Source organism: Lactobacillus sp. X-49, assembly GCF_057063645.1.
In genome coordinates, this window is the sequence record NZ_JBXSQM010000016.1 from 1 (window position 1) to 26423 (window position 26423).

Below are 26423 nucleotides of genomic sequence, written 5' to 3' on the forward strand. Positions count from 1 at the left end.
ATTAAGCGAGTTCATTGGTAACTTCTTTCTAGAATTGATTGGGTAATTACATTCTATCAAAGAAGTCCAATGGACTTTTTTCATTTTTTAATTAGGGCAAGTGTTCAACTTCATTTTACAATTTACCGTTATTTTAATTTTCCCGGTTTAGCTGATATTCCGGTTATTGGACAGATTCTGTTTCAAAATACTTTTGCACCAGCATGGGTGGCAATTATTGTAACTATTATTTTATGGTGGATATTATATAAAACCCGTTTTGGATTGCGGTTGCGATCATGTGGCGAAAATCCCCAAGCTGCCGATACGGTTGGCGTTAATGTTTATGGGATGCGCTATGTTGGCGTTTTAACTTCTGGACTTTTAGGGGGAATCGGCGGTGCTGTCTTTGCCGAAGCTATTTCTGGTAATTTTTCGATTTCCACCATTGTTGGGCAGGGCTTTATGGCCTTGGCTGCGATGATTTTTGGTAAATGGAATCCCCTTGGAGCAATGTTAGCTTCCTTATTTTTTGGTTTTGCCCAAAGTATTAGTATTATTGGCAATCAATTACCTTTGTTCAATCATATCCCATCGGTCTATATGCAGATTGCACCGTATGTAATCACGATAATTATTTTAGTGCTATTCTTTGGAAAATCAGTTGCACCAGCAGCTGATGGACAAAATTATATTAAATCAAAACAGGAAAAATAAAGTAAATTTTTTATCATGATGGTAATATGATGATTTAGCATAGTATTTATTGTTATTGCAAGCGCCAAATATTTTAAGTTGCTTGTTGCTAAAACGATTAATACTGATGATGTTAACTCCTAGAGTTGGACGTTACCAGTAAATTTATATTTTCGCTAAGACCGTATTCTGATACTTAATCAGAGTACGGTCTTTTAGCGTACGTCAAATTTTAGTTTGATTTTGGTGTATTGCCATCACCTTCTTGACCCACACTATTGATAGGATAAAAGTATACGCCGCCGGATCTATGTGGCACAAATAATTGCCACATAGTATCTAGCCTAATCTACTTTAAGTAAGTTAAGTTCCTGTAATTATTTGTATTCAATCGTATATTTAACATAGTAAAAACCCTCTAGATTGATTTTCAGTCCAATCTAGAGGGTTAACTTCAGCCAACTGCTGCTTTTCTAATTAATATAAATATTTTTGAATAACCTTTTGAGGATCCTCACCTGAACGAATTTTCATTTCTAATTCAATAGCGACATCAGCCATAATTGACTGTGGATCAATCACATGATAAGGATGATTCGGTGCTTTTTCTTGTGCTAAAGACAGTTCTGTACAGCCAAGTAAAATCACATTACATTTATATTGATCATGCATAATCCGCAAAATGCGATGATATAACTCCGCATCTACAAGACCCTTTTCTTTGATATTAGAATAAATAAGCTTAGTCACCAAAGGTTGCACTTCTGTTCCACCCAATTCCGCATGCCGGCCTACTTTTTGTAGCTCATCAACATAAAGATGATCATAGATTGAACCTTCAGTTGCAATTAACCCTATCTTCTTTTCTTGTGGATACTTATCTATAAATTTATGCACTGAAATTCTCATCATGTGTAAAAATGGTATATCCGTTAAACTTGCTAACTCATCATAAAAATAATGTGCAGTATTGCAAGGCATTACAAAAAAATCAGGATTCAGTTTTGCTTGCTGCAATACATCATCATGCAAATCACCAAAAAAATTAGGTTGACGATGATCTTTGATATAAGCTGTTCTATCTGGAATTTGAGCATCATTTACTAGAATATAGTTCAAATAATCTTGATCTTTTGTAATTTTTATACGGTGATTGAGCAGATGGACATAACTTTCAGTCGCAATCGTTCCCATCCCACCAATAATACTAAAAAAATGTTTCATTTTTTATTTTCTAACTATTAAAATGTCCTTCTTGATCTTCAAGCTTATTAATGGCCTGCTGAGCCACGGTAATATCAGAAGGATATGGTGTGTTGATACCACGAACCTTTTGAAAGCCGTCCTCACCTTTACCACAAATTAAAACAATATCGTCTTTAGATGCCATACTAATAGCATCATAAATGGCTTTCTGTCGATCCAATTCAATTGTGACATCAACTTTTGAATGGTCAATACCCGCATCAATTTCTTGAGCAATCTTTTTTGGATCTTCAAAACCAGGATCATCAGTAGTCAAGAATGCTTTAGTGGCATATGCATTTAAACTATGACTAAAGCCTGGTCGACGTGATATACCTTTATCTCCCGGTGCGCCAACAACAACTATAATTTTAGGATTATTAAATTCACGTTGCATGAATCCCATTAGAGCCATCATTGAAGCTTCATTATGTGCATAATCAACTACAACAGTTCCATGCTTTTTTGTGATTTCAGTCTGCATTCTTCCAGGAACAGTTACCTCACTAATTCCTTTTGCAGCAGTAACATAATCTAATCCTGCCAACCCAGCACCAATTACAGCGGCAGTACCATTAGATTCATTAAAATCGCCCAACATCTTTAACTTATAACTACCAGCAATTGGCAATTTTTTAGCTTTCGGACTAACGCAAAGAAGCTGGAAACAAGTTTGAATCATATCAATTTCTTGAGTGGAATAACGAAAATCAATTGTTTGCTTCAAGGCAGGATTAGAAAACTTTTCATCAGCAAATAAATATATGCTATCAGGAGCTGTTGTTGTCGTTGCTGCTGCATAGACTTCCTCAAAGTGATCAGTTTGGGCATTGATAATACATTTACGTGCATTAACAAGTAATTGTAACTTGCAATGTAAATAGTCCGCAAAATTCGGATGTTCATTTGGTCCAATGTGATCTGGAGAAATATTCAAGAAGAAACCCAAATCATAAGTTAAACCAAACACACGATTCTTCTTGTATGCTTGACTTGAAACTTCCATTACCAAATGCGTCATTCCGTTATCAACAGCTGTCCGCATATCGCGAAATAGATCTAGTGATTCTGGTGTAGTTAAGCTAGACTTAAACGTATCTGCCTCATCTTTTCCCACAACGTTATTTACAGAAGAAATTAGGGCAGTTTTCCCACCATTAAATTGATCTAACATCCCCTTTAAAAAGTAAGCTGTCGTCGTTTTACCTTTAGTTCCCGTAATAGCTACAACATATAAGTCGTCTTGCGGGAACCTAAAAAATGCTGCCGATAATAAAGCCATTGCCTTAGATACATCACGTACGATTAAGGCATGCATTCCTTTTCCTTCTGGATATGGTTGTTCAGCTACGTAACAATTTGCCCCATTATCTTTAGCCATCGATAAATAAGTTGGACGAAATCCTGCACCCTTACAGAAAAACAAGGTGTTAGTTTGGATATCACGTGAATCATATGAAACATACTCCATCCTTGCTGTAACTGTGTCCTGAACTGCACTTGATTTAAGCAAATGATGTTCTTTTAAAATTAAAATACAGGTATTTAAAGAAATACTCATGTTATACCCCTCTATTGTTGATCTTAGTCAAAATTATAACATAGCTATCCACTAATTTTTGCACTCTTTGGATTTAATGGTAAACAAATGATAAAACTAGTCCAATCTGTCCCAGATTCGCAATTGATTGTACCATGGTGTAATTCAACAATACTCTTAGTAATCGATAATCCCAAACCAGTGCCACCCGTTTCAGTATTACGCGATGGTTCTACCCGATAAAAGCGCTCAAAGATTTTTTTAAGTGAAGCTGAGGGAATCGGGGCCCCATTGTTTTCAACTCTTAATTCAACTTCATTATTATTCACTAAATTAGCTATTAACTTAATTTGAGTTGCACCTTTACCATATTTCAAAGCGTTGGTAATTAAATTATTATACACTCGCACTAACTTCTCTGGGTCAGCTTGAATTGTTAACTCCTTTGGTCTAGTCTCAATGCTAAAAGTAATTCCCTTTTCATGTGCTTCAAATTCAAATCCAGCAGCAACTTGTTCTAACATTGAAAAAATGTGTAGGGATGTTAAATTAAGCTTCGTACTAGTTGATTTTAGAGTGGTATAATCTAGTAAATCATGGGCTAAAGATTTCATCTGTTCAGCTTTCATATAAGCAATATCGAGATACCTTTGCCGATCTTTAGGATTTGCAACACCTGATTTCAATAATCCCAAATAACCAATAATTGATGTCAATGGTGTTCTGATATCATGTGATACATTACTAATTAACTCATCTTTTGAACGTTCAATTGCCTTTTCTTCATTAATTGCATTAACGGTGCTTGCAACCAAAGAATTAATTGAATCAATCACCTTTTGCAAATCTGTTTTCACTTTAAAAGAAATTGTGTGATCAAAATGGCCCTGGGCAATATAATGTAATTCAGAAATAACATGGCGCAATTGCATTTGATGATACCGACGAATTAAACGCCAGTAAAGTACAATTAGGTCAGCTATCCCCATCATAATCAAAAAAGTATTTTGCCATGACCATAAATGACGGCCCCCAGCAAAGGTAATCGTTTTTTTTAAAAAATAAATTCCATTGACTAAATTTTGATTTTGTAAAATTGTTAGATAAATTAGAATAACAATCGATAAATTCAATAACAGTAACAACACCACTGTTATTACGCCTTCAGCAAACAACTCGCTTTTTTCTGCAGCTGTAAGCTTTACACGTTCTTTTTTCATTAATTAAGCCTCAACTTTATAGCCAACGCCCCACACTGTTTGAATAACATCTTCGCCCCCAGTAGCTTTTTGAATCTTGTCACGCAAATGTGACACATGAACCATTACAGTTTTTGCTGAAACAATTGATTCTTGCTGCCAAACCCGCTCAAAAATTTCATCAGCAGAAAAAACGCGATTAGGATGACTTGCAAGTAAATACAAAATACCAAATTCCAAAGCTGTTAACTGAATATCCGTACCATCAATCGTTTTTACTTCATGCGAATCACGGTTAATAACCAATGGTCCAATTTCTAAAACATCAGGTTCATCATCTTTGACTTGTTTTTGACTTCGACGTAGAAGTGAACGAACCCGTGCCATTACTTCAAGCGGGTTAAATGGCTTAGAAACATAATCATCGGCACCAGTGATTAGACCTTGAATTTTATCCATATCTCCAGTTTTAGCCGAAACAATAATAATTGGAATGTCTGAGTCTTTCCGAACTTCCTTAATTACATCAATTCCATTCATATTCGGCATCATCACATCTAAAATCATTAATCCAATATCTGGACTTGTTGTAAGTTTAGTAATTGCTTCTTTGCCACTATAAGCCACGACAGGTGTGTATCCTTCATTTCTGAGGTAAATGCTTAATAATTCAACGATTTCTTTATCATCATCAACTACTAAAATTTTCATTGGGTTCTTCCCTTCTTTTTATTTTTTATTGAAATCCTTCATATATAGTGTAGCAGAACTTATGTCACATATTTTAGCTAATTTAACTGTAATCACCTAATATTCAAACTTATCTTATCTTTTTATTAAAAAAACTAGGACTTTTTATAATAAGTGGCAAAAATTAGACAACCTTCGCTGCTCATTATATTTCCTAGCTAAAATATTATTTATTAATGCTAATTTATATTAAATATTCAATGATCCATTGACGATTAATATAGCTCTTGATCCTGAAGTCCACTTTATTTGGCATTACAAGAGAGTCTTAACAATTGAACTAAACTGATTTTTCATCATTTGCGATTAAGTCACCAGATAAACCATGAGACACTAGATTTAATTAATAAACTAGCTTGAAATATTAGTGTTTCATAAAAATTATTTATCATACTACCATAAAAGAAGTTTTTAACTGAATGACTCAAGATAAATTTAAGGGAAATGAAAAGTTTTTCAATAATTTAATTATTCAATTTCTTTTTTACCAGTGTAAAGTTCGTAGTAGTATCCTTTTTGCTTTAACAATTGATCATGGTTACCTGCTTCAATAATATGACCATGATCGAGAACTAAAATCAAATCAGAATTAACAATTGTAGATAAACGGTGTGCAATCACAAAACTAGTTCGACCAGCAAGCAGATTATCCATTCCAGACTGTATTAATTTTTCTGTTTGAGTATCAATGCTTGAAGTTGCTTCGTCTAAAATCATTACTGGTTCATCAGCAACCATTGCTCGAGCAATACTCAGTAATTGCATTTGACCTTGTGAAAGATCACCACCATTTCCATCAATAATAGTTTGATACCCTTCATCCAAATGATGAATAAATTCATCTGCATGTGACAGATGGGCCGCCTGATAAATATCGTCATCACTAGCACTTCTATTACCAAAGCGAATATTATCCATAACAGTTCCGGTAAACATATGTGTTTCTTGCAAAACAATTGATAAGGATTGCCGTAAATCATCTTTTTTAATTCGCTTCAATGGGATCCCATCATAAGTGATTGTACCGGAATCTATTTCATAAAATCTATTCAACATATTAGAAATAGTAGTTTTCCCAGCACCTGTTTCGCCAACTAGAGCCACTTTCATTCCTGGTTTAGCATCAAGAGAAATATTATATAAGATTTGCTTATCAGGAGAATAACTAAAATTGACATTGTCAAAAACAATGTGACCCTTTACCGTAATCTTTTTTATTGTTCCATCAGCTTGGGGCACATTCCAATACCACATTCCCTTAACATTTTCATCTTTTGAAATTGTCACATCGCCATCATCGACCTCAATAGGTTGATCTTCTAAATCAAAAATTCTCTTAGCACCAGCTAAAGCCATTACAATTGAGTTTAATTGTTGCGATATTTGGGCAATGGGCATTGCAAATTGTTTCGATAACTGCAAGAAAGCACCAATGACTCCAAGCGATATTGGTGCAATGCGATTAATCGCCACTGCACCGCCTAAAATAGCAATTAAAACATAAAGTAAATTCCCCATGTTTCCCATAATTGGAAATAAAATGGTGGCATAAGTATGAGCCTTACCTGATGCAGCTTCCAATGCCCGATTATAGCCTTCAAAATCTTCTTCTACCTCGGGTTCATGACTAAATACTTTAATTACTTTCAAACCATTCAACATTTCTTCATTATAACCATTGACTTGGCCAAGTTCTTTTTGCTGTTTTTGAAAGTAGTAAGCCGATTTAGATGTTAAGAACCGTACGATCCCGATTGATAAGACAAAAACAATCAGAGTAAATATTGTCAATTGCCAACTTAAACTAAGCATAGCCCCCAAAACAAAGATAATATTAAGTCCTGAATTGATAAATTGGGGAATTGATTGCGAAATCATCTGCATCAATGTATCAATATCATTTGTATAACGACTCATTATATCGCCGTAATCATTCTCATCAAAGTATGCAATAGGCAACTGCTCCATGTGTTCGAACATCTCGTTACGTACACGGTATTGTACTTTCTGGGCTAACACAGCCATCAACATGGCAAACAGATAGCTGGAAATAAAACCGATTGCGTACATACCAAACATTACCATTATTGCACGCCAAAGTGGCCCAAAGTCTGGATGAGCTTGCTTAGTTAACGGAATAATATAAACATTGATTAACCGTTCAATGAACAATGATCCAGCAACTGTTGAACCTGCCGCTAAAATTATTGCAATAATTGATGTGATGAGCATCCATGGACTAGTATTTACCACTAATTTTAGCAGACGATATAAAGTTTGAGACTTCTTCTCCTTCATACTTGTATTCTTATTTTTTCCTGCTTTATCCAACTTCATCACCTACTTCTTCTGTTCTTCTTGGAACTCAGCAATTGAACTGTACAAATCGTTACGCTTCATCAATTCATCATGTGTACCAATATCCTGAATTTTACCATCATCCATCACAACAATTCGATCCGCATCTTTAATTGAAACAATTCGTTGTGAGATGATAATTTTTGTTGTATCCGGCATATTTTTAGACAATGATTCTCGAATTTCACGTTCAGTTTGAGTATCAACTGCAGAAGTTGAGTCATCTAAAATTAGAATTTTAGGGTTCTTAAGGAGGGCTCGTGCAATTGTAATTCTTTGCTTTTGTCCACCAGAAACATTTGCTCCACCTTGTTCAACCATTGTGTCATATTGATTAGGCATTTCACGGATAAAGTCATCTGCATGTGCAACTTTAGCTGCCGCTACAACTTGATCGTCGGTAGCATTTTCATTTCCCCATTTTAAATTTTCTTTGATTGTACCTGAAAATAGCACATTATTTTGTAAAACCATTGCTACATTATCACGCAATGTTTTTAAATCATATGATTTAACATTATGTCCAGAAACACGTACCGCACCAGATACAGTATCATACAAACGAGGAATCATTGCCACCAAGGTTGATTTAGACGATCCAGTTTTACCAATTATCCCCAGGGTTTCACCTGCATTGATATGCAAATTAATATTACTTAAGGCTAGCGCTTTATCTTCTTGGTCATACTTAAAATTGACATGATCAAAAATCACTTCACCATTATTCAAATGAGTCAATGGCTTACGTGGATTTTCAATTGAAGGTTCTTCGTTAATTACGTCTGCTATTCTTCGTCCACTGGCAGATGAAAGAACTAGTTGCGTGAAAATCATTGCCAAAATATTTAAACTATTCAAAACTGAATTTGAATAAGAAAACATTGAAATCAGTTGACCTGTTTGTAAAGTGCCACCCACGATTTCTTTAGCTCCAAACCAGCAGATGGCTAAATTAGAAATATTTAAAACTGCAATTACAATCATCGAATTAAGTGACATAATCTTCTGCGCAGTTGAAAATAATTTGTAAATAAATCCAGAAGCTTTATTGAATTTTACCGTTTGTGGTTTTTCCTGAACAAAAGTCTTTACTTCACGTATTCCACGAACATTCTCTCGAACAACTTCGTTCATTTGGTCGTAACCCTTAAAGATTTTAGGAAAATACGGACTGACGCTTTTGATTACTAATGCTAACAGTAATATAAAAACCGGTGCCAAAACCACAAAAATAAGCGATAATCGTGGACTAATAATGAGTGACATGATTATCGAAACAATCAGCATCATTGGGGCTCTAACAGCGATTCTAATCAATATTTGATACGCCATCTGAACGTTATTAACGTCTGTTGTCATTCGCGTAACTAAACTTGCACTGGAAAACTTGTCAATGTTTTCAAATGAGTAATCCTGAACATGATAAAACATATCCTTACGCAAATTCGCAGCAAATCCTGCCGCAGCGTGAGCGGACACATAACTAGCTCCTGCTCCCAATACTAAGGAAATAACAGTAATAACTAGTAGAATCAAGCCCCATTTTGTAATATAAGACATGTTGCCTTTCATGATTCCATTATCAATTAAAATACCAACCAGATATGGAATTAACATTTCAATGATAACTTCACCTGTAACAAGTAATGGCGACAACAATGATAAATTCTTATACTGCCTAATTGATTTACGCAGTGTGTTAATCATTAAATACCTCTTTCTATTCAATACAAAATGTTGTTTCTTTTCTACAAGTAACTTATTTTAAAAAGGATAAATAGGTTATTAAACCTATTTATCCCCTTTTAAATATAGAGTTCTTTTAGTATAGCTCTTTTCTTGACAAAAAGCACTTTATTTGTTTTTGGCAGCCGGTGAGAAAACGGAACCAACAATTTCAAAGTGTCGCCGAAATAACCACCGAATACCGTAGGCAATAAGAGCAATAATAATATTGGTCATACCAGGTAAAACCGGATTAACTACTTGCAGCGCTGGAATTGATAACACCATTAGCCAGCCATATAAAACCACTATTATTCCTGCCATACCCAAAATAATTTTGGTCCAAGGAATTTTTTTATTCTTGCCATTATCCGGTAGAAGCCAAGTATTATACTTGGTCATAAAAATTCCCATTAATACCCCAATGCTAATTAAAGTTAAAATTCCCATTTGTGAATTATTTTTAGAATTTGGCTGGAACAATGCTATTAACCCAAATATACCCACAAAAATTGCAACATAAAGTAATGCACTATCAACTGCATACTGCCAAAACGGGATATCTGCTGCAGTTTTGAGCTTAGGTTTTAAAATATCAGCCGCTTTGATTTTAGGTGACATATTATAAAAGGTGTTAGCTGGTTGTCCATGGCGCTGGGCAATGAGTAAATCTGGCAAAAGCTTATCGATTTTGCTTATTGCATTTTCTTGACTCAGCTTACCTTGATTTTCTAATTCTTTTTGCAAACGAAAAATATAGTCAGCATTCTTTTTACTTAATTGTTTGCGTAATTCTGCGGGTGCCATTTGTCTGACTTGCTCTTCCATATTTTGATTAACAACTTTATCTTTTAGTTTTGTTTGCTGATCAGCATCTATTTTTACTTGTTCTTCTTGTTTATTTTCTGCCATTATATTTTCCTAAACGTTAAATCTAAATTCAATAATGTCACCGTCTTGAACTTCATAATCTTTACCTTCAAGACGTAATCTACCAGCTTCTTTAACTTTTTGCATGGTTTCATACTTATTTAAATCGGCAAAAGAGACAACTTCAGCTCGAATAAAGCCACGTTCAAAATCGGAATGGATTACTCCAGCTACTTGTGGTGCCTTCATCCCTTCATGAAAAGTCCACGCACGCGTCTCAGGACCACCAGCTGTAAAGAAAGTTCGCAGCCCCAATAGATGATATGCAGCCCTAATCAAACGATCAAGTCCAGATTCAGTTACTCCTTCTGCTTCCAGAAATTCAGCTTTTTCATCATCATCAAGACCGGCAATTTCTTCCTCAGTCGCTGCAGAAATTCCTAAACATTCAGCATGCTCTTTGTCAGCATGCTTTTTAACAATTTGATAATAATGATCATTTTCTGCATCTGCCATTGATTCTTCAGCAATATTCGCAACATAAATAACCGGTTTAGCTGTTAAAAGAAATAGGCCCCTAACAATCTTCAGTTCATCATCATTAAAAGTAATTGAGCGAACAGCCTTACCTTCTTCTAAAACTGGCTTAATCTTTTGTAAAACTTGTAATTCAGCCTTGGCATCCTTGTCATTTTGTTGAGCTAGTTTCTTTACTTTATTAATTCTTCTGTTTACTGCGTCCAGATCAGAAATTGCTAATTCTAAATTTATCGTATTAATATCTTCTTCTGGATCAACCTTGCCAGTTACAGATGTTATATTATCATCTTCAAACGCTCTTACAACGTGAATAATTGCGTCAGTTTGCCGTATATTTTCTAAAAATTTGTTACCAAGTCCTTCGCCTTTAGAAGCCCCCTTAACCAATCCTGCAATATCGGTAAATTCAAAAGTTGTGTGAACTATTTTTTTAGCCGGAATCAATTCTTGAATTCTACCTAAGCGTTTATCCGGAACTTCCACCATTCCAACATTCGGCTCAATCGTAGCAAACGGATAATTGGCCATTTCGGCTCCAGCTTTGGTAATCGCATTAAACAACGTTGACTTTCCAACATTTGGCAAACCTACAATTCCAGCAGTTAATGACATCTTCAACCTCTTCTTATAAAAATTATTTATTATCTTGATTAAAATCTGGTAACGCAATTGATGCTTTAGGAATATATAGCTCATTTTTTCTATTTACCGGATCATTAGCTTTAGTTAAAACTTTCTTTAAATTGTGAACAAATTTTGCTCGTGAAATTAGCACGATATGCCCACATCCCATACATTTTAAACGAATGTCTGCACCTAAGCGCAGGATTTCCCAATTGTTTGTTTTGCAAGCATGCGGTTTTTTCATCAATACCGTATCTGCTAAATTATAAGCAATATCCTTATTCATCTAAATCAACACCTAATATTTCAAGAATTCTGTTTAGCTCATCGACAGAAGAAAAACCTATAGACAAATGTCCATTTCCCTTTTTACTTTCAGAAATATTAACACTTGAGCCTAGCTTGTTAGCTAGCTGGTGTTCGCTTGCTTTAATAAAGGCAGATTTCTGAATTACCTTTTTCTGCGGTTTTTGCGAATTTAAACTAGCTACTAAAGCCTCAACTTTCCTAACAGGCATTCCTTCTTTAACGACCTGTTTAGCAACCTCATCGATTCTATCTTTGTTTTTTAATCCTAAAAGTGTTCTGGCCTGTCCCATCGACAATTCACCATGTTGTAACAAGTGCTTGGTCTTATTTGGTAAAGTCAATAATCGCAAGTAATTAGCGATATATGGTCGAGACTTGCCCATTCGCTTAGATACTTCTTCCTGGGTTAGACCCAAATTTTTTTGCAGCATCTCATACGCTTGCGCTTCTTCTAGCGGAGTTAAATCCTCACGTTGCAAGTTTTCGAGAACAGCAACCTCCATCATTTGACTTTCACTAAAATCACGAACAATTGCCGGAATGGTGGTTTTCTTTGCTAATTTTGATGCACGATAACGTCTTTCACCAGCAATAATTTCATAACCATTAACTGATTTACGCACAATGATTGGCTGAAAAACACCGTTTTCCTTAATTGAATCGGCCAACTCTTTCAAAGTTTTATCATCAAAACTTTTCCTAGGCTGATATGGATTGGGTCTAATTTCACTTAAATTAATATCAAGAATTTCTTCTTCGGTCTCTTCAGTTTGCGGTTCATCTTCAAATAAAGCCTCAATTCCGCGTCCGAGACCACCATGCTTTTTGCCTTCTTTATTTTTTAAGTCTCTTACCATGATTCTTTAACACCTCCTTGGCTAAATCATCGTATACCTTAGCACCACGTGAGTTAGGAGCATATTCAGTAATTGCTTCTCCATAACTAGGTGCTTCTGCTAATTTGGTAATTCGCGGAATAATTGTCTTATAAACTTTATTTGCAAAATAAGATCGAACTTCCTTAACAACTTCAGCTCCTAAATTTGTTCTAGCATCAAGCATTGTCATTAAGACTCCTTCAACCCCTAAATCTTTATTGAAATGCTTTTGAACTAGTCGAATTGTATTAAGTAGCTGGCTTAATCCTTCCATTGCATAATATTCACTTTGAACGGGTATCAAAATTGAATCTGATGCAGTAAAAGCATTAATTGATAATTGACCAAGAGATGGTGGGCAATCAATAAAAATAAAATCGTAATCTTCACTAACCGTATCAAGAGCTGATTTTAGACGGGTTTCACGAGCCATCATGCTGATTAATTCCGTTTCGGCACCTGATAAGTTAATTGTTGCTGGTACAAGGTCTAATTTAGTAGTTGTAGTGTGAAAAATTGTGTCTTTTAGTGGAACATCATTAATTAAAACGCTATAAATATCTTGATTAATTTCTGATTTTTCAATTCCTAATCCAGAAGTTGCATTTCCTTGAGGATCAATATCAACAATTAAAACTTTATATCCACGTTCAGCAATTGAAGCAGCTAAGTTAATGGTCGTTGTGGTTTTGCCAACACCACCCTTTTGGTTAGCCACAGAAATTACACTCACCATATTTTCCATACCTTCCTACTTCCTTTTCATTTCAATTGTAATCATATAATCATCAGGGTCATTATTTTCTTTGACTTTTACCTTAATTCCAGATTCTTTAGCTAATTTTACAGCACGTTTAATTGTATTAATTTGAACTTTCATATCCTTGGGTATTCGATTAACTGCCCGCTGTGTTTGCGCTGCTTTTGCCTGTTCCTTAATTTTAGTCTTTTTATCCGCAAAATATCCCTCAACATCACGAGCAATTTTTTCTGTCTCACTGACATTAAGATTATTAGCTAATACTTCATCAAGTACTCGCCCCTGATCTTTCTCACTTAGCCCCACTAAACTGCGACCATGCCTTGGCGAAATTTCACCACTAGCCAAATAGCTCTGTACTTTGGGAGTTAACTTCAATAGTCTCAATTTATTAGCTACATATGATTGCGATTTACCAATATTTTGCGCTAATGTTGTCTGAGTTAAATGATTCAATTGCATTAAATTACTATATGCTTGCGCCTCATCTATTGGATTTAAATCTTCCCGTTGCAAGTTTTCAATTAAAGCAAGTGAAGCCGCCTGACTATCGTCCATGTTCTTCACAATGGCAGGGATACGTTCCCATGCTAGATGCTGTGCTGCCCGAAAACGTCGTTCACCGGCAATGATTTCATAATCCTCTCCCTTTTCACGAACAATAATCGGTTGCAATAAGCCATCTTTATCAAGTGTTGCCGCTAATTCACGAATTGACTCGTCAGAAAATTCTCGTCTTGGTTGATAAGAATTTGGCTTGATCTTAGTTAATTTAATATCTTGAATTTGTTTATCCTTTGAAATTTCGTCATGATGACGTAAAGACGAAAAAATTGACATATCAAGTCCTCCTGTTACTGTATTGGTTTGCGATGAGGAGTTCCCGCTTGGCGCGGATACTTCTTGGGTGTATACTTTATCTTTTGAATAAGAACTAACGTACGTTCTTCATTACTATCTGGTAATCGTAATTCTTCTGTTTTCAGTACTTTTCCTCCAAGTACACTGATAGCTTTTTGACTTTTTGCTAATTCACTTTCAGCTTTTGGTCCTTTCAATGCCACAAAATAACCTTTTTGCTTAGTTAGCGGCAAACAATATTCACTTAAAACGGCCATATTAGCTACCGCACGTGCAGTAACAAGGTCAAATTGTTCACGATATAGTTGGTTTTGACCGACATCTTCAGCACGACCATGAACAAGTTTTACATCCTTAAGGTTTAAGTTATTGACTAAATCTTGCAAAAAAGCCAATCTCTTTCCTAATGAATCAACTATTGTTAATTTTAGACTCGGTTGCATTATTTTAAGTGGAATTGAAGGAAAACCCGCACCTGCTCCGACATCACACAAAGTGCAATCTGCTTCAAAAATATCACTAAACACAAATAGAGGTGTCAAACTATCAAAGAAGTGCTTGAGATACACCTCGTCTTCTTCCGTTATCCTTGTAAGATTAACGTGCTTATTTGCAGCTACTAAGCTATTGAAATATTGCTTAAACTGATTGACTTGGTTTTTATTTAAGTTAAAATTACGTTTTGCTAGTTCTTGGACAAATTTGTCAGGATTCATTTTTCACCCGTGAAACCTTGTTTCACACTCTTTAAATTTAACGCTAAATTTGGCTTATTGTAAAGCCATTACATCTCTTTAATTATGAAATATTTTTTGACAGTCGTCAAAGTCTAAGTGTAGGAAATAAGTTATAATATCGTCAAAGGAGAAAAACATGATTATTACTTTAATTGTTCTAGCTTATTTGGTTAGAAAAACATACAAGGGTTATCAAACAGGTTTTACCAAACTAGTCATCAATTTAATTTTTGCAGCCATTGTATTCATTGCTGCTATCTTCTTTCAAAATCCAGCTGGCAACTGGCTCTATGCCCAAATAACTGGTAAAAGCATCCAAACTACACTCACTCCTGGTGATAATCTCATGCTCTTTCGGTTTTTAGCGTTCTTCATTATTTTATTTATTGGTAAAATGGTGATCAAAGTTTTTAAAAGTTGGCTACCAAATAAAAATCCACATACATCAAGTTTTGGAAATATTTTAGATAGCGTTTTAGGTGCAATCGCATCTTTTTTTGCCGGTTACTTTTTCATCTATATTATTTTATCAATGCTTAATGCTTTGCAAAATCCATGGTTTATTCAACAAACATTAGATTCATCGTTCTTACGCTTCATTATTTACAATACACCTGGACTTTCTAACGGTATGTTTAACACCATTTTCAGTATTAGTCGCACTGCTGCATAAAACGACAATATCTATAAATAGCTAATAAGATTGGCAACATCAAACAAAATGGCCTTGATATTTTTAAGCAAAACATCAAGGCTATTTTTCATTTTATTCAAAATTATTATAAAAAAGTTGCTGATTTATAATTAAAAACCAAATCAGATCAGTGTGATACAAATTAGTTTTAAGCTAATTATTCAAAATTATCATATTCAACGTGATCATCATTATAAACAAAGATAGCTCCAATGCGATTGGGCTTACTATGCCAGTCCTTGATTGGATGACCAGCAAAAAACAGCCTCTTGCATTCAATTTCTGCTTGTACAGAATCTTTAGTAAAAGTCGTTACTCCAGCTAAATCAGTTTCAACAGGATAACCTGTTCGCGGATCAATTAAATGGTGATATTTATGCCCATCGACTTCGAGATAACGTTCATAAGTACCACTAGTTACAGCTGAACATTCATGAACCATTTCTGACGTAATATTTTTACCACGAGACTCCTTGGGATCTTGAACACCAACGACCCATTGACCATTGACACGTTTAGGACAATCACCAACCAATAATATATTGCCACCTAAATTGATAATTCCTGCATGAACACCATACGCACGCCAATAATCGCGGATGCGATCCGCAATCCATCCTTTAGCAATACCGCCCAAGTCAAGCTCCATTCCTAGCTTCTTCAAAAAAACTGTTTGATTAGAATCATTTAACTCAACATTAAAAGGATCAATCAACTTCATTTTTTCTTTAATTTGATCTTCGGTCGGCACATGAGCTCCTTTAAACCCAATTGCCCATAATTTTACTACTGGGCCAATTAAAGCATTGAACCCAAAATTCTCCCGACTTTTCATTACTGCCAATTTAATTAAATCATAAGTGCCACTAGAAACTTGCACTGGATGATCGCCTGCAGCATGATTAATACTCATTACTTCTGATTTATCCCGATTTACTGTTAATAAATCTTCATAGTGGTCAATTAGATCAAACGAATGGCTAATTATATCTTCTTGGGCATTTCCAAATATTTGCAACGTGATTGAGGTACCCAATGCGTGATGTTCACCAACTACTTGTTTTAATGCAATATTTTCAATCATTTTTTCTCATTTCTCCAAATACTTTTCTCTAATATCATTTTGCATCTGTTCATTCACTCCCAGCTGATTAATAATAAAATTATCTAGTCCACCATAGCTTTCACGTATCGTGATTAAACTAGTATCTAAAAAGGTATTAGCAACTGATCCTAAAACACGCATATTTGTACGAAACTTATCATTTTCGCCTATTTCTTTAAACTTTTGATCACGCACAGCACGATAATTATTAAGCAAATAATTAGAATAAAGATAATCTTGCCGAATCACTTCCATATCAACACCTAAAATATACAAAAGTATTACTGTCACTAATCCTGTTCTGTCTTTTCCTTCAGAGCAATGATATAAAACTGCCCCCTCATCAGTTTCTGTAATTAGTTGCATTATTTGGTGAAAACTATTTTGAGCAGCTTTATTAAGAATATGATTCCGATACCGCCAACACATTCTACGTAAGCCAGCATATTGATCGTGACGATACTTCTCAAATTCTCTCTTCATATTTAAGCCATTGCCTCCAGTATTATCCTCGGACGACAAGGGTATTAAGTAATGTGCTATTCCTGGTAATTCTTGATCAGGATTTTTTTGATATTCTGCTGGTGAACGCAAATCAATAATTTTTTTGAGACCGTAATTAAGCAAAAATTGACTGTCCTCAGCTGTTATCTTACTAATATTACCAGAACGTAATAATCTATGTGACATGATTCTACGACCTTTGTAACCCAAATAACCGCCTAAATCACGAGGATTTCGAACAGATTTTATTGGTAAAACAACTGGATCAGTCATTTCAATATCCTTTCTAAAATAAACAAAAAAATAATCGGACAGGTACTCCTATCCGATTATTTTACTCTCTGCTAGTTGTTCTAGCAAAAATTTATTTATTGGCCTGTTCAACAAACTTAAAGAAGTTGTCCATCATTCCATCTAGTTGTTTCACAGTTGCTTCATCGGTAAGCTCACCAGTTTCTTTATCAAACTTACTTGGAGCTTGCCCAATTAATACTTCATTACCTGGCAAAACATTAGCGCTCATATCTGGTGAAAGTAAAATTTCACGAATATCTTCTTGCGCACGACCACTACCTTGACCACCATGTGAAGCACCGGCAACCGCAACAGGCTTCATCTTCATAACATTTGGTCCAGCATGTGAACCAAGCCATTCAAGACTGCTCTTTAATGCAGCAGGAATAGTGTGATCATATTCTGGTGTTGTAATTACAATACCATCAGCATTTTTAATATCTTCAATCCAAGCCTTAATTGTATCATCAGCCATATCCGTTCTTGAAAACGGAGTTAACTTATCAATTTCTTTTACTTCAATTTCTGCTTTATCACTATAACGCTTAGCTATAAATTGTGCTAAAAAGCGATTATATGAAAAAGATGCATTTGTACCGACAATTGCTAATAATTTCATTCCTGGTCCTCCTACTTAGTAACTTGTGCGTACCAATCATCAACTTCATCGAAGAAGTGACCTAAGAATTCAACGGTTGACTTATCAACTAAGTCACCATTTTCATCAAATTGTTTCGGTGCGTTGCCCATCATGAACTCATCACCATTAAAGACTTCGGCGTTAAAGCCTGGGGCAGTAAGTAAACTCTTTAACCGACTTTGAGAACGAGATGCACCTTGAGGCATTGGTGAAGTTGACACAATCACAACTGGCTTACCTCTAAATGGATGAGTTGCGCAAGACATCCATTCTAACGCACTACTTAAAGCACTGGTTACTGAGTGCTGTTGTTCCGGTGAACCAAGTAATACCAAGTCGGCATCCTCAATTTCCTTACTCAAAGTTTGAATAGACTCAGGAGTATCTTCACCCTCTTTAAACATTGGCAGACCTTTAACTGACGCCAGTTTAAAGTCATATTTATTAGAGAATTGCTTAGCTATAAATTTAAGCAACGCCTCATTAAACGAATTATTGGCATTTGAGCCAGATAATGCAAGTATTTTCATAAAAACCACCTTTCAGAAAACTAATTCCTTTACTAATTATAGCATATGGTAATTTTTTTAACATAAACTTGCTTAAAGCAGACCTTAGCTTTTATTTAACTTATAAAATCAGTTTTTATCGTCACTGGAATCAAATAACGAAATTTTTCCATTTTTACTGAGCCAATCATTACGAATTGCATCGTTAACTTGAGCTTTCAATACATTGACAATTTGATCTTGCGAAAAATGAGCAATTTCATTAACAATTAGTGAGGCAATTCCCATTGTGGTAATCCAATTTGCAATAACAACATTCTTAACTTTGTCGTCAGAATATTTCGTTTCAGGGTATTGTTCTGTAAACTTCTCAACACCTAAATCAATCAGAGTATCTGAAATCACCTTGCTACCAAATTTACCATCAACAAACATGGCTCGGAAAAGATTTTGATGTTCCTTAGCAAAATCAATATAAGACAAATCCATATCAATCAACGGTTTGTTAATATATGTTTTTTGTAGAATACTATTTTTTAAATTATCTGCAATTTTACCTAAAACTTCCTGACGCAGCTCATCCATCCCACTGAACTCAAGATATAAAGGCTGCGTTGAAAAATGTCCTGCATTAGCAATATTGCGTGCAGTAAGACTCTCCATCCCATCTTTAACAACCAGTTTATAGGCAATATTTAAAATCTTTTTTCTTCCTATTTCTTTTTTTCTCGCCATTGGTTTTCCCTTGACTATCTTCAGTAACTGCTACTCTTAACTAATTGTAATTTATTTATCTTAACAACCAGTCTACTTAAAAAACTCTAATTTTTTAGAAATTCGTCATAATAGGTCGAAACCATATCGCTTACTTCAGCTTTACTTAGACCTTGTGACGCACAAAATGAAAAAAATGCCGCCGATATAATATAACCTCTTTCACGATCATCGGTTAAATTTTCCGAAAATTTCATATTAATACTTTCATTTTTATAATCAGTTGATACTTCAATTGATTTATCTTGCGGAATTTCCTTCATTACTACACCTCAAACCACTTTATCGGCTTTAAATTCATGCTCTATTAACAGCAATCACCTAGATAAAAATACTAATACATAATTTAAAAATATATGCTAGTTGATTATTATTCTTACTCAAAAAGTAATTCTTTTAACAGAAAAAAAACTCCCAATCAACTACTTATATGATTCCAAAAAATAACAATTAATTATCTAACATTTAGAATAGTAAACTTAAAACAACTTTGTCAAGTAAAAAAATAATTTTTTATGCCAGATTTTTTATGAAAATAATTGTACCTACAAAAAAAGAATGATTTTATCATCCTTTCAAAAAATTTATAATATTAAATCATTACAGGAAAAACTAACTTTCTTTAGTCATTTGACCATCCATCATTTCATATATGTGATCTGCATATTTTTCTAATCGTGGATCATGCGTTACTAAAATAACTGCTTTATGATAATTTTTAGCTAAATTCTTAAATAATTGACCAACCTCATCAACATTTTTACTGTCAAGTGATGCCGTCGGCTCATCTGCAAGCAGCATCTCTGGATTAGCATATAGAGCCCGAGCAATCGCTGCTCGTTGCTGCTGACCACCTGATAATTCATTTGGATATTTATTCACTAAACCAGAAATTCCTAACTGACCTAATAATTTTGCCAATGTAGCTTTATCGATATTACCTGATTTTTTAACCCGATTAACTAGATCAAATTGTTCTTTAATCGTTAAAAATGGAACCAAGTTATAAGATTGTAAAACAAAGCCGATTTGGTTTAAACGTAGTTTATTGCTTTCTTTAACACTTAGTTCGGATATATCTTTTCCTTTAATTAAGACTTTACCAGCTGTCGGCTTTTGTAGAGAACCAACCACGGTTAAGAAAGTACTCTTACCAGCACCCGAAGGACCCATAATCAAAACAACCTCACCTGCATTAGCTTGAAAATTGATATTTTTAAGTGCCTCAACAGTTGCTTCGCCTTTACCATAATTTTTTTGAACATTTTTTAATTCAATTACTGTCATCTTTATTCACCTATTGCTTTTGCTGGATCTACTTTTAAAATTGATCTAACAGGTATTAGACTACCAATAACACCCATTAACAACATACCAATTATTCCACTTAGCATAATTGTAGGCGTGAAACTCATTGGAACAGCTGCTGGCAATAATTTAGCAGTTAATAGCATCGCCAAAAAGCCAAGAAAAACACCTGTAATAACCAAAATAATTGATTGACTAATTGTTGCTCTTACTAAAGTACCACTTGGGATGCCTTGCGCACGCATTACAGCAAAATTATGCATTTTTTGCATCGTTAGAATGTATAAAAAAACAGCGATAATAATTAATGAAATTATAAACAAAAAGCCAATCATTAACTGAAATGTCATGTTTTGAGCCGTATAGCCCGGCAATTTGGTAATAAATTGCTTTATAGGATAAGTTTTGTTATTTCCATGATCATTATAATAATTTGATCGTCGAGAAATAATTGCTGATGCCTGCATTGTTGGAATACCCTGACGTAATGTTTTCCACATAGGTAAAGTACCATAAACAATTGGAGAAATATTGATTTTAGCATTTCTAGCAAAACCAACGATTCGGTATTTTTTCTTGGAACCATTTAATTCCAGTTTGTCATTTAATTGATAACCCTTATCTTTAAATGCTTGATCAACTACAACCTCATCGCTCTTGTTGGCTTTTCTACCGATAATTATTTCTAAACCTTGATAGATAAATTGATCCTTTTTTATACCAATGAACTGAGCAGACACCTGCGTTCTTCCTTTGCTTTTAACAACAACTGGCGTCTGTCCTAATAATGCCTCATTATTGGTCATCTTGGCATTTTTTAAATCGGCCTTGTTTAGAACTGACTGACTCATACTGACATTAGCATTTTTATTTAAAACGACTCGCTTAGCCTGCCAAGATACAATTGCCTGCGTATTTTCACTGGCAAGACCTACTGCTAATGAGGATAAAACAAAAATCAGATAACTGATTAAGAAAATCATTAAAATAATCAAACCATAACGCATTTTTTCACGTTTTATCTCTTTTATTGCTAAAAACACTACTTTGCTCCTTCTTCTAATAATTCAAGTCCAGCCTTCAGATAGGTTAAAATCTTTTCTTTTTGATTTTCATTTTCGAGAATCATTCTAATTGCAGAATGACTAAGTACCATTGCACTCCAATTCTGACTATTCAGTTGAAGCAATTTTACATCAGGAAAATGCTGCGATAATGCGTATTCGTTATATAAAATATGCATTTTAACTAGATCAGCGAATTTACTTGTCTGAGTTTGGTCTATAAAATTTACGACCATCTTATAAAAAATCCCAGAACTAAATTTCTGCATTTTTCTCACAGGGATATGAATTTGAAGCATTGCATAATGATACAAATATTGATACGCATCTTCCAAATCTGTGAAATACTTGTAAAAAGAACCACGAGAAATTCCTGCATTCTTCACAATTCTTGCTACCTGAGATTTTGACAAGGGATATTTGCTAAATTCATTAAGCAACGCATCAGTTACCAGATCTTTTTTGGCTAGTGGCAAATTAATAAAAGTTTCTTTTACCATTTCCTTGAATTTTTCTCCTCCAAAAGTGACACCGTGTCACTAAAAATAAGAATAACGCTTTACTAATTAGCGGTCAACTAAATTGCTTAAGCGATTCAACTGAATAGAGTATTCAATAAAATATCTTTTAAATCATTAATAACAAAACATACTCTTAAGCTAAAATCCGATTATAATAATTAATTCTGGCAATTCCTTTACGATAAGAGATTTTACCTAACGCACAATTATCCATCGTTTCAAATCCATTGATATCACCACCAGTAAAATAATGTGCAAACATCATTCGGATCAGGGTTCCATGACAAATTACCAAAATCTTTTTCTCTGAATAAGTTTCCTGCATTTCTATTAAGAAATTACCACAGCGTTCATCAAGTTCTTGGAACGTTTCACCACTCGGTGCATACTTAACATAATTATCGTTGGCTTTACCCCACGGATCGATACCAGTAGGATATTTCTGTTTTAATTCTGAAAGTGATTTTCCATCCCATTCACCAAAATTAAATTCAACTAATCGCTGATCCAGAATAATTTCTTTTTGCTTTTTTGTAAAAATCTGTGCTGTTGTTACAGCGCGTTTCATCGGGCTGGAAAAGACAAAATCAAAGTCACTCGGATCAAAGTTAGTTGCAGCCTTTTTCGCATATTCTCTTCCTTCCACACTCAAATCATAGTCAAAGTGTGAACCTTGAATTTTATGATTTTTATTTAAGATTGTTTGTCCATGACGAATAAAAACAATTTCCATATTAATTCAGCTTTCCATAAATATTTCTAATGTCGTTTGAAATCATATTCCGTTCTAAAAACATAGTTGTTTTTATCACTAATTTGTGCAACAAATTTGAAACCAAAATCATTAAATTTTTGTAAGTCTTCTGGTTTACTCAACTGCTTTTCAGCGATCAAACGCACCATTTCTCCTCGTGCCATCTTAGCGTGAACCCCAACAACTTTCCAAGAATCATTTTTCTTTTCTTGAAATTCAATATTAATCATTCGGCGTCTTTCAGTTAAATATGGCATGATAATTTTAGAGTACTCTTTAGACGCAAGATTAATAAGAGTTTGATCTTCAGCAAAAAGACTATCAGCTATGGTACTGCTCCAAAATTTATACAGATTGGGCTCATTAAATCCCAACATTTTATTTTTCATCTCTAAACGATACGGCCATACCCCATCAAACGGTTTTAAAACCCCATATAATCCAGACAAAATGCGAACATTTTTTTGCAGATATTCAAGTGCAGGTAGAGTAAAAAGATCAGGAGCCATATATTGATATTGAATGCCGGAATAAGAAATGATGGCCGGAGTTAATCCGTCAGTTTGAGCTAAATTCAACTCAAAGAGTTGATTTTGACCTTCTTTAGCTGTACGTTCACTCGCCTGCCAAATTGTTTTTAATTCACTTAAACTACATTTTTTAAGAAAATCTGCCAAGACTTTTGCCTGAGTAATAAATTGAGGAATTGATCTTGTCGGAAAAGATTCTTGATCAACTTTCATTTTCATTGCTGGAGAGATAATAATTTTCATCTTTCGTATTTTCCACCTTTTGGGTTAAACTTAGTAAGTAATCTGTACTGAGGAGAGATAATAATGAATCCTGATTTTGCTATCATCTTAAATTTTAAACTAAAAAATGCTAAAGATATAGACCCCGACTTTTTGGTAAGAACTGCTCGTAATATTGGTGCTCGAGCAATTAGTGTTGATTATCAAGAAGATAAATTTAAAGTATTTGGAGAAAAATACACAATAAAATTGGTTGAAACTAGAGATGGCAGTAATCTTACTGCAACAAATGTTATAGATACTCTAGTTACCAACCGAAAAAAAGGCCAGCAAACTATTATTAATATTCCTATTGAAAATAATGGCTTCTTTAGCAATGAAACGAAAGATATGTTAGAACATATTAACGACTGGATGCATATTTTTGGTCATGCCTTTAACGAAAGTGAACCATCTTCTTTAAAGGTTGCCAATAGCGGATTTGCTCTGCAAAATCGACACATGAATTATCAAAAGTATATTTTCTTAAAAAATTATTCAAATAAAAATATTGAAATTTTGGGACTTGATCATCAGCCGAATCGAATTGAAATGATCGAAAATAGGATCGAATTGAAATTTACTTACGAAGAAGACAAATTAACAATTGACTTATCAAACGCTCCACACAGTAATTTTGCTTGGCAAGTTTTGCGAATTCAGGAGTATCGGCCTGAAGATGACCTCAAAGAAACAAAATATTAACAAAAAGGCTGCTTACCTACTAGGTAGCAGCCTTTTTGTTATATTACTTTCTTTTAGCATGAGTCTTAGATTGAGCATTAGTTTGTCCATAATATGCATCCTTACCATGCTTGCGATAATAATGCTTATCTAATAAATATTGTGGCAATTCTGAACTTCGGTGTGTTAATTCAAATGTGTGAAAATCTTCTTGAGCTACAACTTCCAAGACTTTAGCATTATAAACTGCTTTAGCTGCTGTCTCACCCCATGCAAATGGTCCATGTTGACTAACCAAAGCAGCTGGTGTTGCCTCATAGTCTAAATGACGGTCTTGAAATGTTTGCACAATGGTCTTACCAGTATTACCCTCATAATCTTCTGCTATTTCTTCTTTGGTCAAAGCATTCGCTGCTGGCACATCAGTGTAAAAAGTATCTGCATGTGTCGTGTTTAATGCAGGGATGTCCATATTGGCTGCCGCAAAAGAAACTGCCCAAGGTGAGTGCGTATGTACTATTCCACCAATCTTCGGAAAATGATTATACAGATATGTGTGCGTTGGTGTATCTGATGATGGATTTAGCTTTCCTTCGACCACCTCTCCTTTAAGATTAACAACCACCATATCTTCTGGGGTCAATTTCTCGTAATCAACTCCTGATGGCTTAATAACATATAGTCCTTGTTTACGATCAATTCCAGAAACATTACCCCATGTAAAGGTGACTAGTCCTAATTTAGGTAGCTGCATATTTGCCTCATAAACTTCTCGTTTTAATTGTTCAAGCATTACAATTTTCCTCACTTTACTTTTTCTTGCTCAATTCCAACTTTTGCAAAAATATTATCAAAAAATGATTTCGCAGCTTTCACTTTATCTAGTGCATCAATTTCGCCATTATCACCTGACCACATTTCAATTGTGAAACTACCATGATAATCTAATCTTACTAATAGTCGCAATAATCCTTCAAAATCAACACAACCTTCACCAAATTTGACATTTTTAAATTGTCCTTTTGATGTGGCTGTTACTTTTTGGCTGTCTTTTAAATGAATAGCACAAATAGTATCTATATAATTTTCAAATTCAGTAGGTACATCATTTTCTGGCCAAGCACTCAAATTTCCTAAATCTGGGTATGCCTGCAACCAGGGACTTTTAGCTAAATCATGATAATGACTAATTTTACCTAAATTATTAATGAATTGATCATCCATCGTTTCAATTGATAACATAATGTTCTTTTGTGCAGCCATATGCACACATCTAATCAAGTTTTCAACAAAATATTCCCGAGAAGATGCGGTTTTATTTTCATAGTAAACGTCATATCCCGCCATTTGAATATTATGAATACCAAGATCAACACATAAATCAATTGCCTTTTGCATCATTATAAGTGCTTGTTTTCTTACAGCAGGATCAGCCGATCCAAGTGGAAATCGTCTATGACCAGAAAGCATTAAATTATTGATCCGTGTATTAGTTGCCCACATTGTATCTCGGAACTTGCCTCTTTGCTCATGGGTCCAATCAAGACGAGATAAACGCTCATCACTTTCATCAATTGAAAATTCCAAAAAATTAAAACCTAATTCATGAATTAACTCAAAAGTCTCGCGCCATGATAAATGTTGCGGTAAGGCTTTTTCATAAATCCCCAATGAATTTACTGTCATTATTAATTCTCCTAATTGTTCAAT

At 34.5% G+C, this 26423-nt stretch carries 28 protein-coding genes and 1 pseudogene; 3 read left to right on the forward strand and 26 right to left on the reverse strand.

The window, feature by feature from the left end; genetic code table 11:
- Window positions 1-129: 129 nt before the first annotated feature.
- Window positions 130-696 (forward strand): annotated as a pseudogene (locus tag ACYIAQ_RS07740) (ABC transporter permease); the annotation flags it as partial.
- Between the two features lie 456 nt (window positions 697-1152).
- On the opposite strand, the gene ACYIAQ_RS07745 reads toward ACYIAQ_RS07740, so the two are convergent.
- The 13 genes from ACYIAQ_RS07745 to rsmG form a co-directional block, all read right to left on the reverse strand.
- A complete protein-coding gene (locus tag ACYIAQ_RS07745) occupies window positions 1153-1899 on the reverse strand; it encodes an amino acid racemase (protein ID WP_483563231.1) in 747 nt (248 codons plus the stop codon).
- A gap of 10 nt (window positions 1900-1909) precedes the next feature.
- Window positions 1910-3481, reverse strand: coding sequence for a UDP-N-acetylmuramoyl-L-alanyl-D-glutamate--2,6-diaminopimelate ligase (locus ACYIAQ_RS07750; RefSeq protein ID WP_483563232.1), 1572 nt, complete (start codon window positions 3479-3481; stop codon window positions 1910-1912).
- Window positions 3482-3525: 44 nt separating this feature from the next.
- Window positions 3526-4680 carry a sensor histidine kinase gene (locus ACYIAQ_RS07755; RefSeq protein ID WP_483563233.1) on the reverse strand — a complete coding sequence of 385 codons (1155 nt, stop codon included), beginning with the start codon at window positions 4678-4680 and terminating at the stop codon, window positions 3526-3528.
- Between the two features lie 3 nt (window positions 4681-4683).
- A complete protein-coding gene (croR, locus tag ACYIAQ_RS07760; RefSeq protein WP_483563234.1) occupies window positions 4684-5370 on the reverse strand; it encodes a response regulator transcription factor CroR in 687 nt (228 codons plus the stop codon).
- A 507-nt stretch (window positions 5371-5877) separates the two neighbouring features.
- Window positions 5878-7707 carry an ABC transporter ATP-binding protein gene (locus tag ACYIAQ_RS07765; RefSeq protein WP_483563266.1) on the reverse strand — a complete coding sequence of 610 codons (1830 nt, stop codon included), beginning with the start codon at window positions 7705-7707 and terminating at the stop codon, window positions 5878-5880.
- Between the two features lie 42 nt (window positions 7708-7749).
- Window positions 7750-9474, reverse strand: a complete 1725-nt coding sequence (locus tag ACYIAQ_RS07770) for an ABC transporter ATP-binding protein (RefSeq protein WP_122017710.1) — start codon at window positions 9472-9474, stop codon at window positions 7750-7752.
- A 147-nt stretch (window positions 9475-9621) separates the two neighbouring features.
- Window positions 9622-10404, reverse strand: coding sequence for a DUF1129 domain-containing protein (locus ACYIAQ_RS07775; RefSeq protein WP_483563235.1), 783 nt, complete (start codon window positions 10402-10404; stop codon window positions 9622-9624).
- Between the two features lie 9 nt (window positions 10405-10413).
- Window positions 10414-11514, reverse strand: a complete 1101-nt coding sequence (ychF, locus tag ACYIAQ_RS07780; protein ID WP_122017708.1) for a redox-regulated ATPase YchF — start codon at window positions 11512-11514, stop codon at window positions 10414-10416.
- 22 nt (window positions 11515-11536) lie between these two features.
- Window positions 11537-11812: a DUF951 domain-containing protein gene (locus ACYIAQ_RS07785; protein ID WP_483563236.1), complete on the reverse strand. Its 276-nt coding sequence runs from the start codon at window positions 11810-11812 to the stop codon at window positions 11537-11539.
- Window positions 11805-12692, reverse strand: coding sequence for a ParB/RepB/Spo0J family partition protein (locus ACYIAQ_RS07790; RefSeq protein WP_483563237.1), 888 nt, complete (start codon window positions 12690-12692; stop codon window positions 11805-11807). Before ACYIAQ_RS07790 ends, ACYIAQ_RS07785 begins: the two co-directional genes overlap by 8 nt.
- Window positions 12670-13449 carry a ParA family protein gene (locus ACYIAQ_RS07795; protein ID WP_483563267.1) on the reverse strand — a complete coding sequence of 260 codons (780 nt, stop codon included), beginning with the start codon at window positions 13447-13449 and terminating at the stop codon, window positions 12670-12672. The genes ACYIAQ_RS07790 and ACYIAQ_RS07795 overlap by 23 nt, the downstream gene beginning before the upstream one ends.
- 15 nt (window positions 13450-13464) lie before the next feature.
- On the reverse strand, window positions 13465-14313 hold the full coding sequence (noc, locus tag ACYIAQ_RS07800) for a nucleoid occlusion protein (RefSeq protein WP_483563238.1): 849 nt from the start codon (window positions 14311-14313) through the stop codon (window positions 13465-13467).
- Between the two features lie 14 nt (window positions 14314-14327).
- Window positions 14328-15050 carry a 16S rRNA (guanine(527)-N(7))-methyltransferase RsmG gene (gene rsmG / locus ACYIAQ_RS07805; protein WP_483563239.1) on the reverse strand — a complete coding sequence of 241 codons (723 nt, stop codon included), beginning with the start codon at window positions 15048-15050 and terminating at the stop codon, window positions 14328-14330.
- Between the two features lie 157 nt (window positions 15051-15207).
- Here rsmG and ACYIAQ_RS07810 point away from each other — a divergent pair, with 157 nt between their 5' ends.
- Window positions 15208-15744: a CvpA family protein gene (locus ACYIAQ_RS07810; RefSeq protein ID WP_483563240.1), complete on the forward strand. Its 537-nt coding sequence runs from the start codon at window positions 15208-15210 to the stop codon at window positions 15742-15744.
- A gap of 178 nt (window positions 15745-15922) precedes the next feature.
- On the opposite strand, the gene ACYIAQ_RS07815 is transcribed toward ACYIAQ_RS07810, so the two are convergent.
- From ACYIAQ_RS07815 to yaaA, 11 genes are all read right to left on the reverse strand, one after another.
- On the reverse strand, window positions 15923-16849 hold the full coding sequence (locus ACYIAQ_RS07815; RefSeq protein ID WP_483563241.1) for an FAD:protein FMN transferase: 927 nt from the start codon (window positions 16847-16849) through the stop codon (window positions 15923-15925).
- Between the two features lie 6 nt (window positions 16850-16855).
- Window positions 16856-17647 carry a tyrosine-protein phosphatase gene (locus ACYIAQ_RS07820; RefSeq protein ID WP_483563242.1) on the reverse strand — a complete coding sequence of 264 codons (792 nt, stop codon included), beginning with the start codon at window positions 17645-17647 and terminating at the stop codon, window positions 16856-16858.
- A 91-nt stretch (window positions 17648-17738) separates the two neighbouring features.
- Window positions 17739-18287 (reverse strand): NADPH-dependent FMN reductase, encoded by a 549-nt coding sequence (locus ACYIAQ_RS07825; RefSeq protein WP_483563243.1) that lies wholly within the window; start codon window positions 18285-18287, stop codon window positions 17739-17741.
- A gap of 11 nt (window positions 18288-18298) precedes the next feature.
- Window positions 18299-18838 carry an NADPH-dependent FMN reductase gene (locus tag ACYIAQ_RS07830; protein WP_122017699.1) on the reverse strand — a complete coding sequence of 180 codons (540 nt, stop codon included), beginning with the start codon at window positions 18836-18838 and terminating at the stop codon, window positions 18299-18301.
- Window positions 18839-18946: 108 nt separating this feature from the next.
- Window positions 18947-19552 carry a TetR/AcrR family transcriptional regulator gene (locus ACYIAQ_RS07835; protein WP_483563245.1) on the reverse strand — a complete coding sequence of 202 codons (606 nt, stop codon included), beginning with the start codon at window positions 19550-19552 and terminating at the stop codon, window positions 18947-18949.
- Window positions 19553-19638: 86 nt separating this feature from the next.
- Window positions 19639-19854, reverse strand: coding sequence for a hypothetical protein (locus ACYIAQ_RS07840; RefSeq protein ID WP_122022564.1), 216 nt, complete (start codon window positions 19852-19854; stop codon window positions 19639-19641).
- 349 nt (window positions 19855-20203) lie between these two features.
- Entirely contained in the window at window positions 20204-20878 is a 675-nt protein-coding gene (locus tag ACYIAQ_RS07845) for an ABC transporter ATP-binding protein (protein ID WP_483563246.1), read from the reverse strand.
- Window positions 20879-20880: 2 nt separating this feature from the next.
- On the reverse strand, window positions 20881-21942 hold the full coding sequence (locus ACYIAQ_RS07850; protein ID WP_483563247.1) for an ABC transporter permease: 1062 nt from the start codon (window positions 21940-21942) through the stop codon (window positions 20881-20883).
- Window positions 21942-22463, reverse strand: a complete 522-nt coding sequence (locus ACYIAQ_RS07855; protein WP_483563248.1) for a TetR/AcrR family transcriptional regulator — start codon at window positions 22461-22463, stop codon at window positions 21942-21944. The genes ACYIAQ_RS07850 and ACYIAQ_RS07855 overlap by 1 nt, the downstream gene beginning before the upstream one ends.
- A gap of 154 nt (window positions 22464-22617) precedes the next feature.
- Window positions 22618-23217 carry a histidine phosphatase family protein gene (locus ACYIAQ_RS07860; RefSeq protein WP_483563249.1) on the reverse strand — a complete coding sequence of 200 codons (600 nt, stop codon included), beginning with the start codon at window positions 23215-23217 and terminating at the stop codon, window positions 22618-22620.
- A 26-nt stretch (window positions 23218-23243) separates the two neighbouring features.
- The gene (gene yaaA / locus ACYIAQ_RS07865) at window positions 23244-24011 is read right to left on the reverse strand and encodes a peroxide stress protein YaaA (RefSeq protein ID WP_483563250.1); all 768 of its coding nucleotides are present in this window, start codon (window positions 24009-24011) and stop codon (window positions 23244-23246) included.
- Window positions 24012-24074: 63 nt separating this feature from the next.
- Between yaaA and ACYIAQ_RS07870 the strand changes: the two genes are divergently transcribed.
- The gene (locus tag ACYIAQ_RS07870) at window positions 24075-24734 is read left to right on the forward strand and encodes a hypothetical protein (protein WP_483563251.1); all 660 of its coding nucleotides are present in this window, start codon (window positions 24075-24077) and stop codon (window positions 24732-24734) included.
- A gap of 43 nt (window positions 24735-24777) precedes the next feature.
- On the opposite strand, the gene ACYIAQ_RS07875 is transcribed toward ACYIAQ_RS07870, so the two are convergent.
- Window positions 24778-25506 carry an L-ribulose-5-phosphate 4-epimerase gene (locus ACYIAQ_RS07875; RefSeq protein ID WP_483563252.1) on the reverse strand — a complete coding sequence of 243 codons (729 nt, stop codon included), beginning with the start codon at window positions 25504-25506 and terminating at the stop codon, window positions 24778-24780.
- Between the two features lie 11 nt (window positions 25507-25517).
- Window positions 25518-26399: an L-ribulose-5-phosphate 3-epimerase gene (locus ACYIAQ_RS07880; RefSeq protein WP_122017689.1), complete on the reverse strand. Its 882-nt coding sequence runs from the start codon at window positions 26397-26399 to the stop codon at window positions 25518-25520.
- Window positions 26400-26423: the final 24 nt, after the last annotated feature.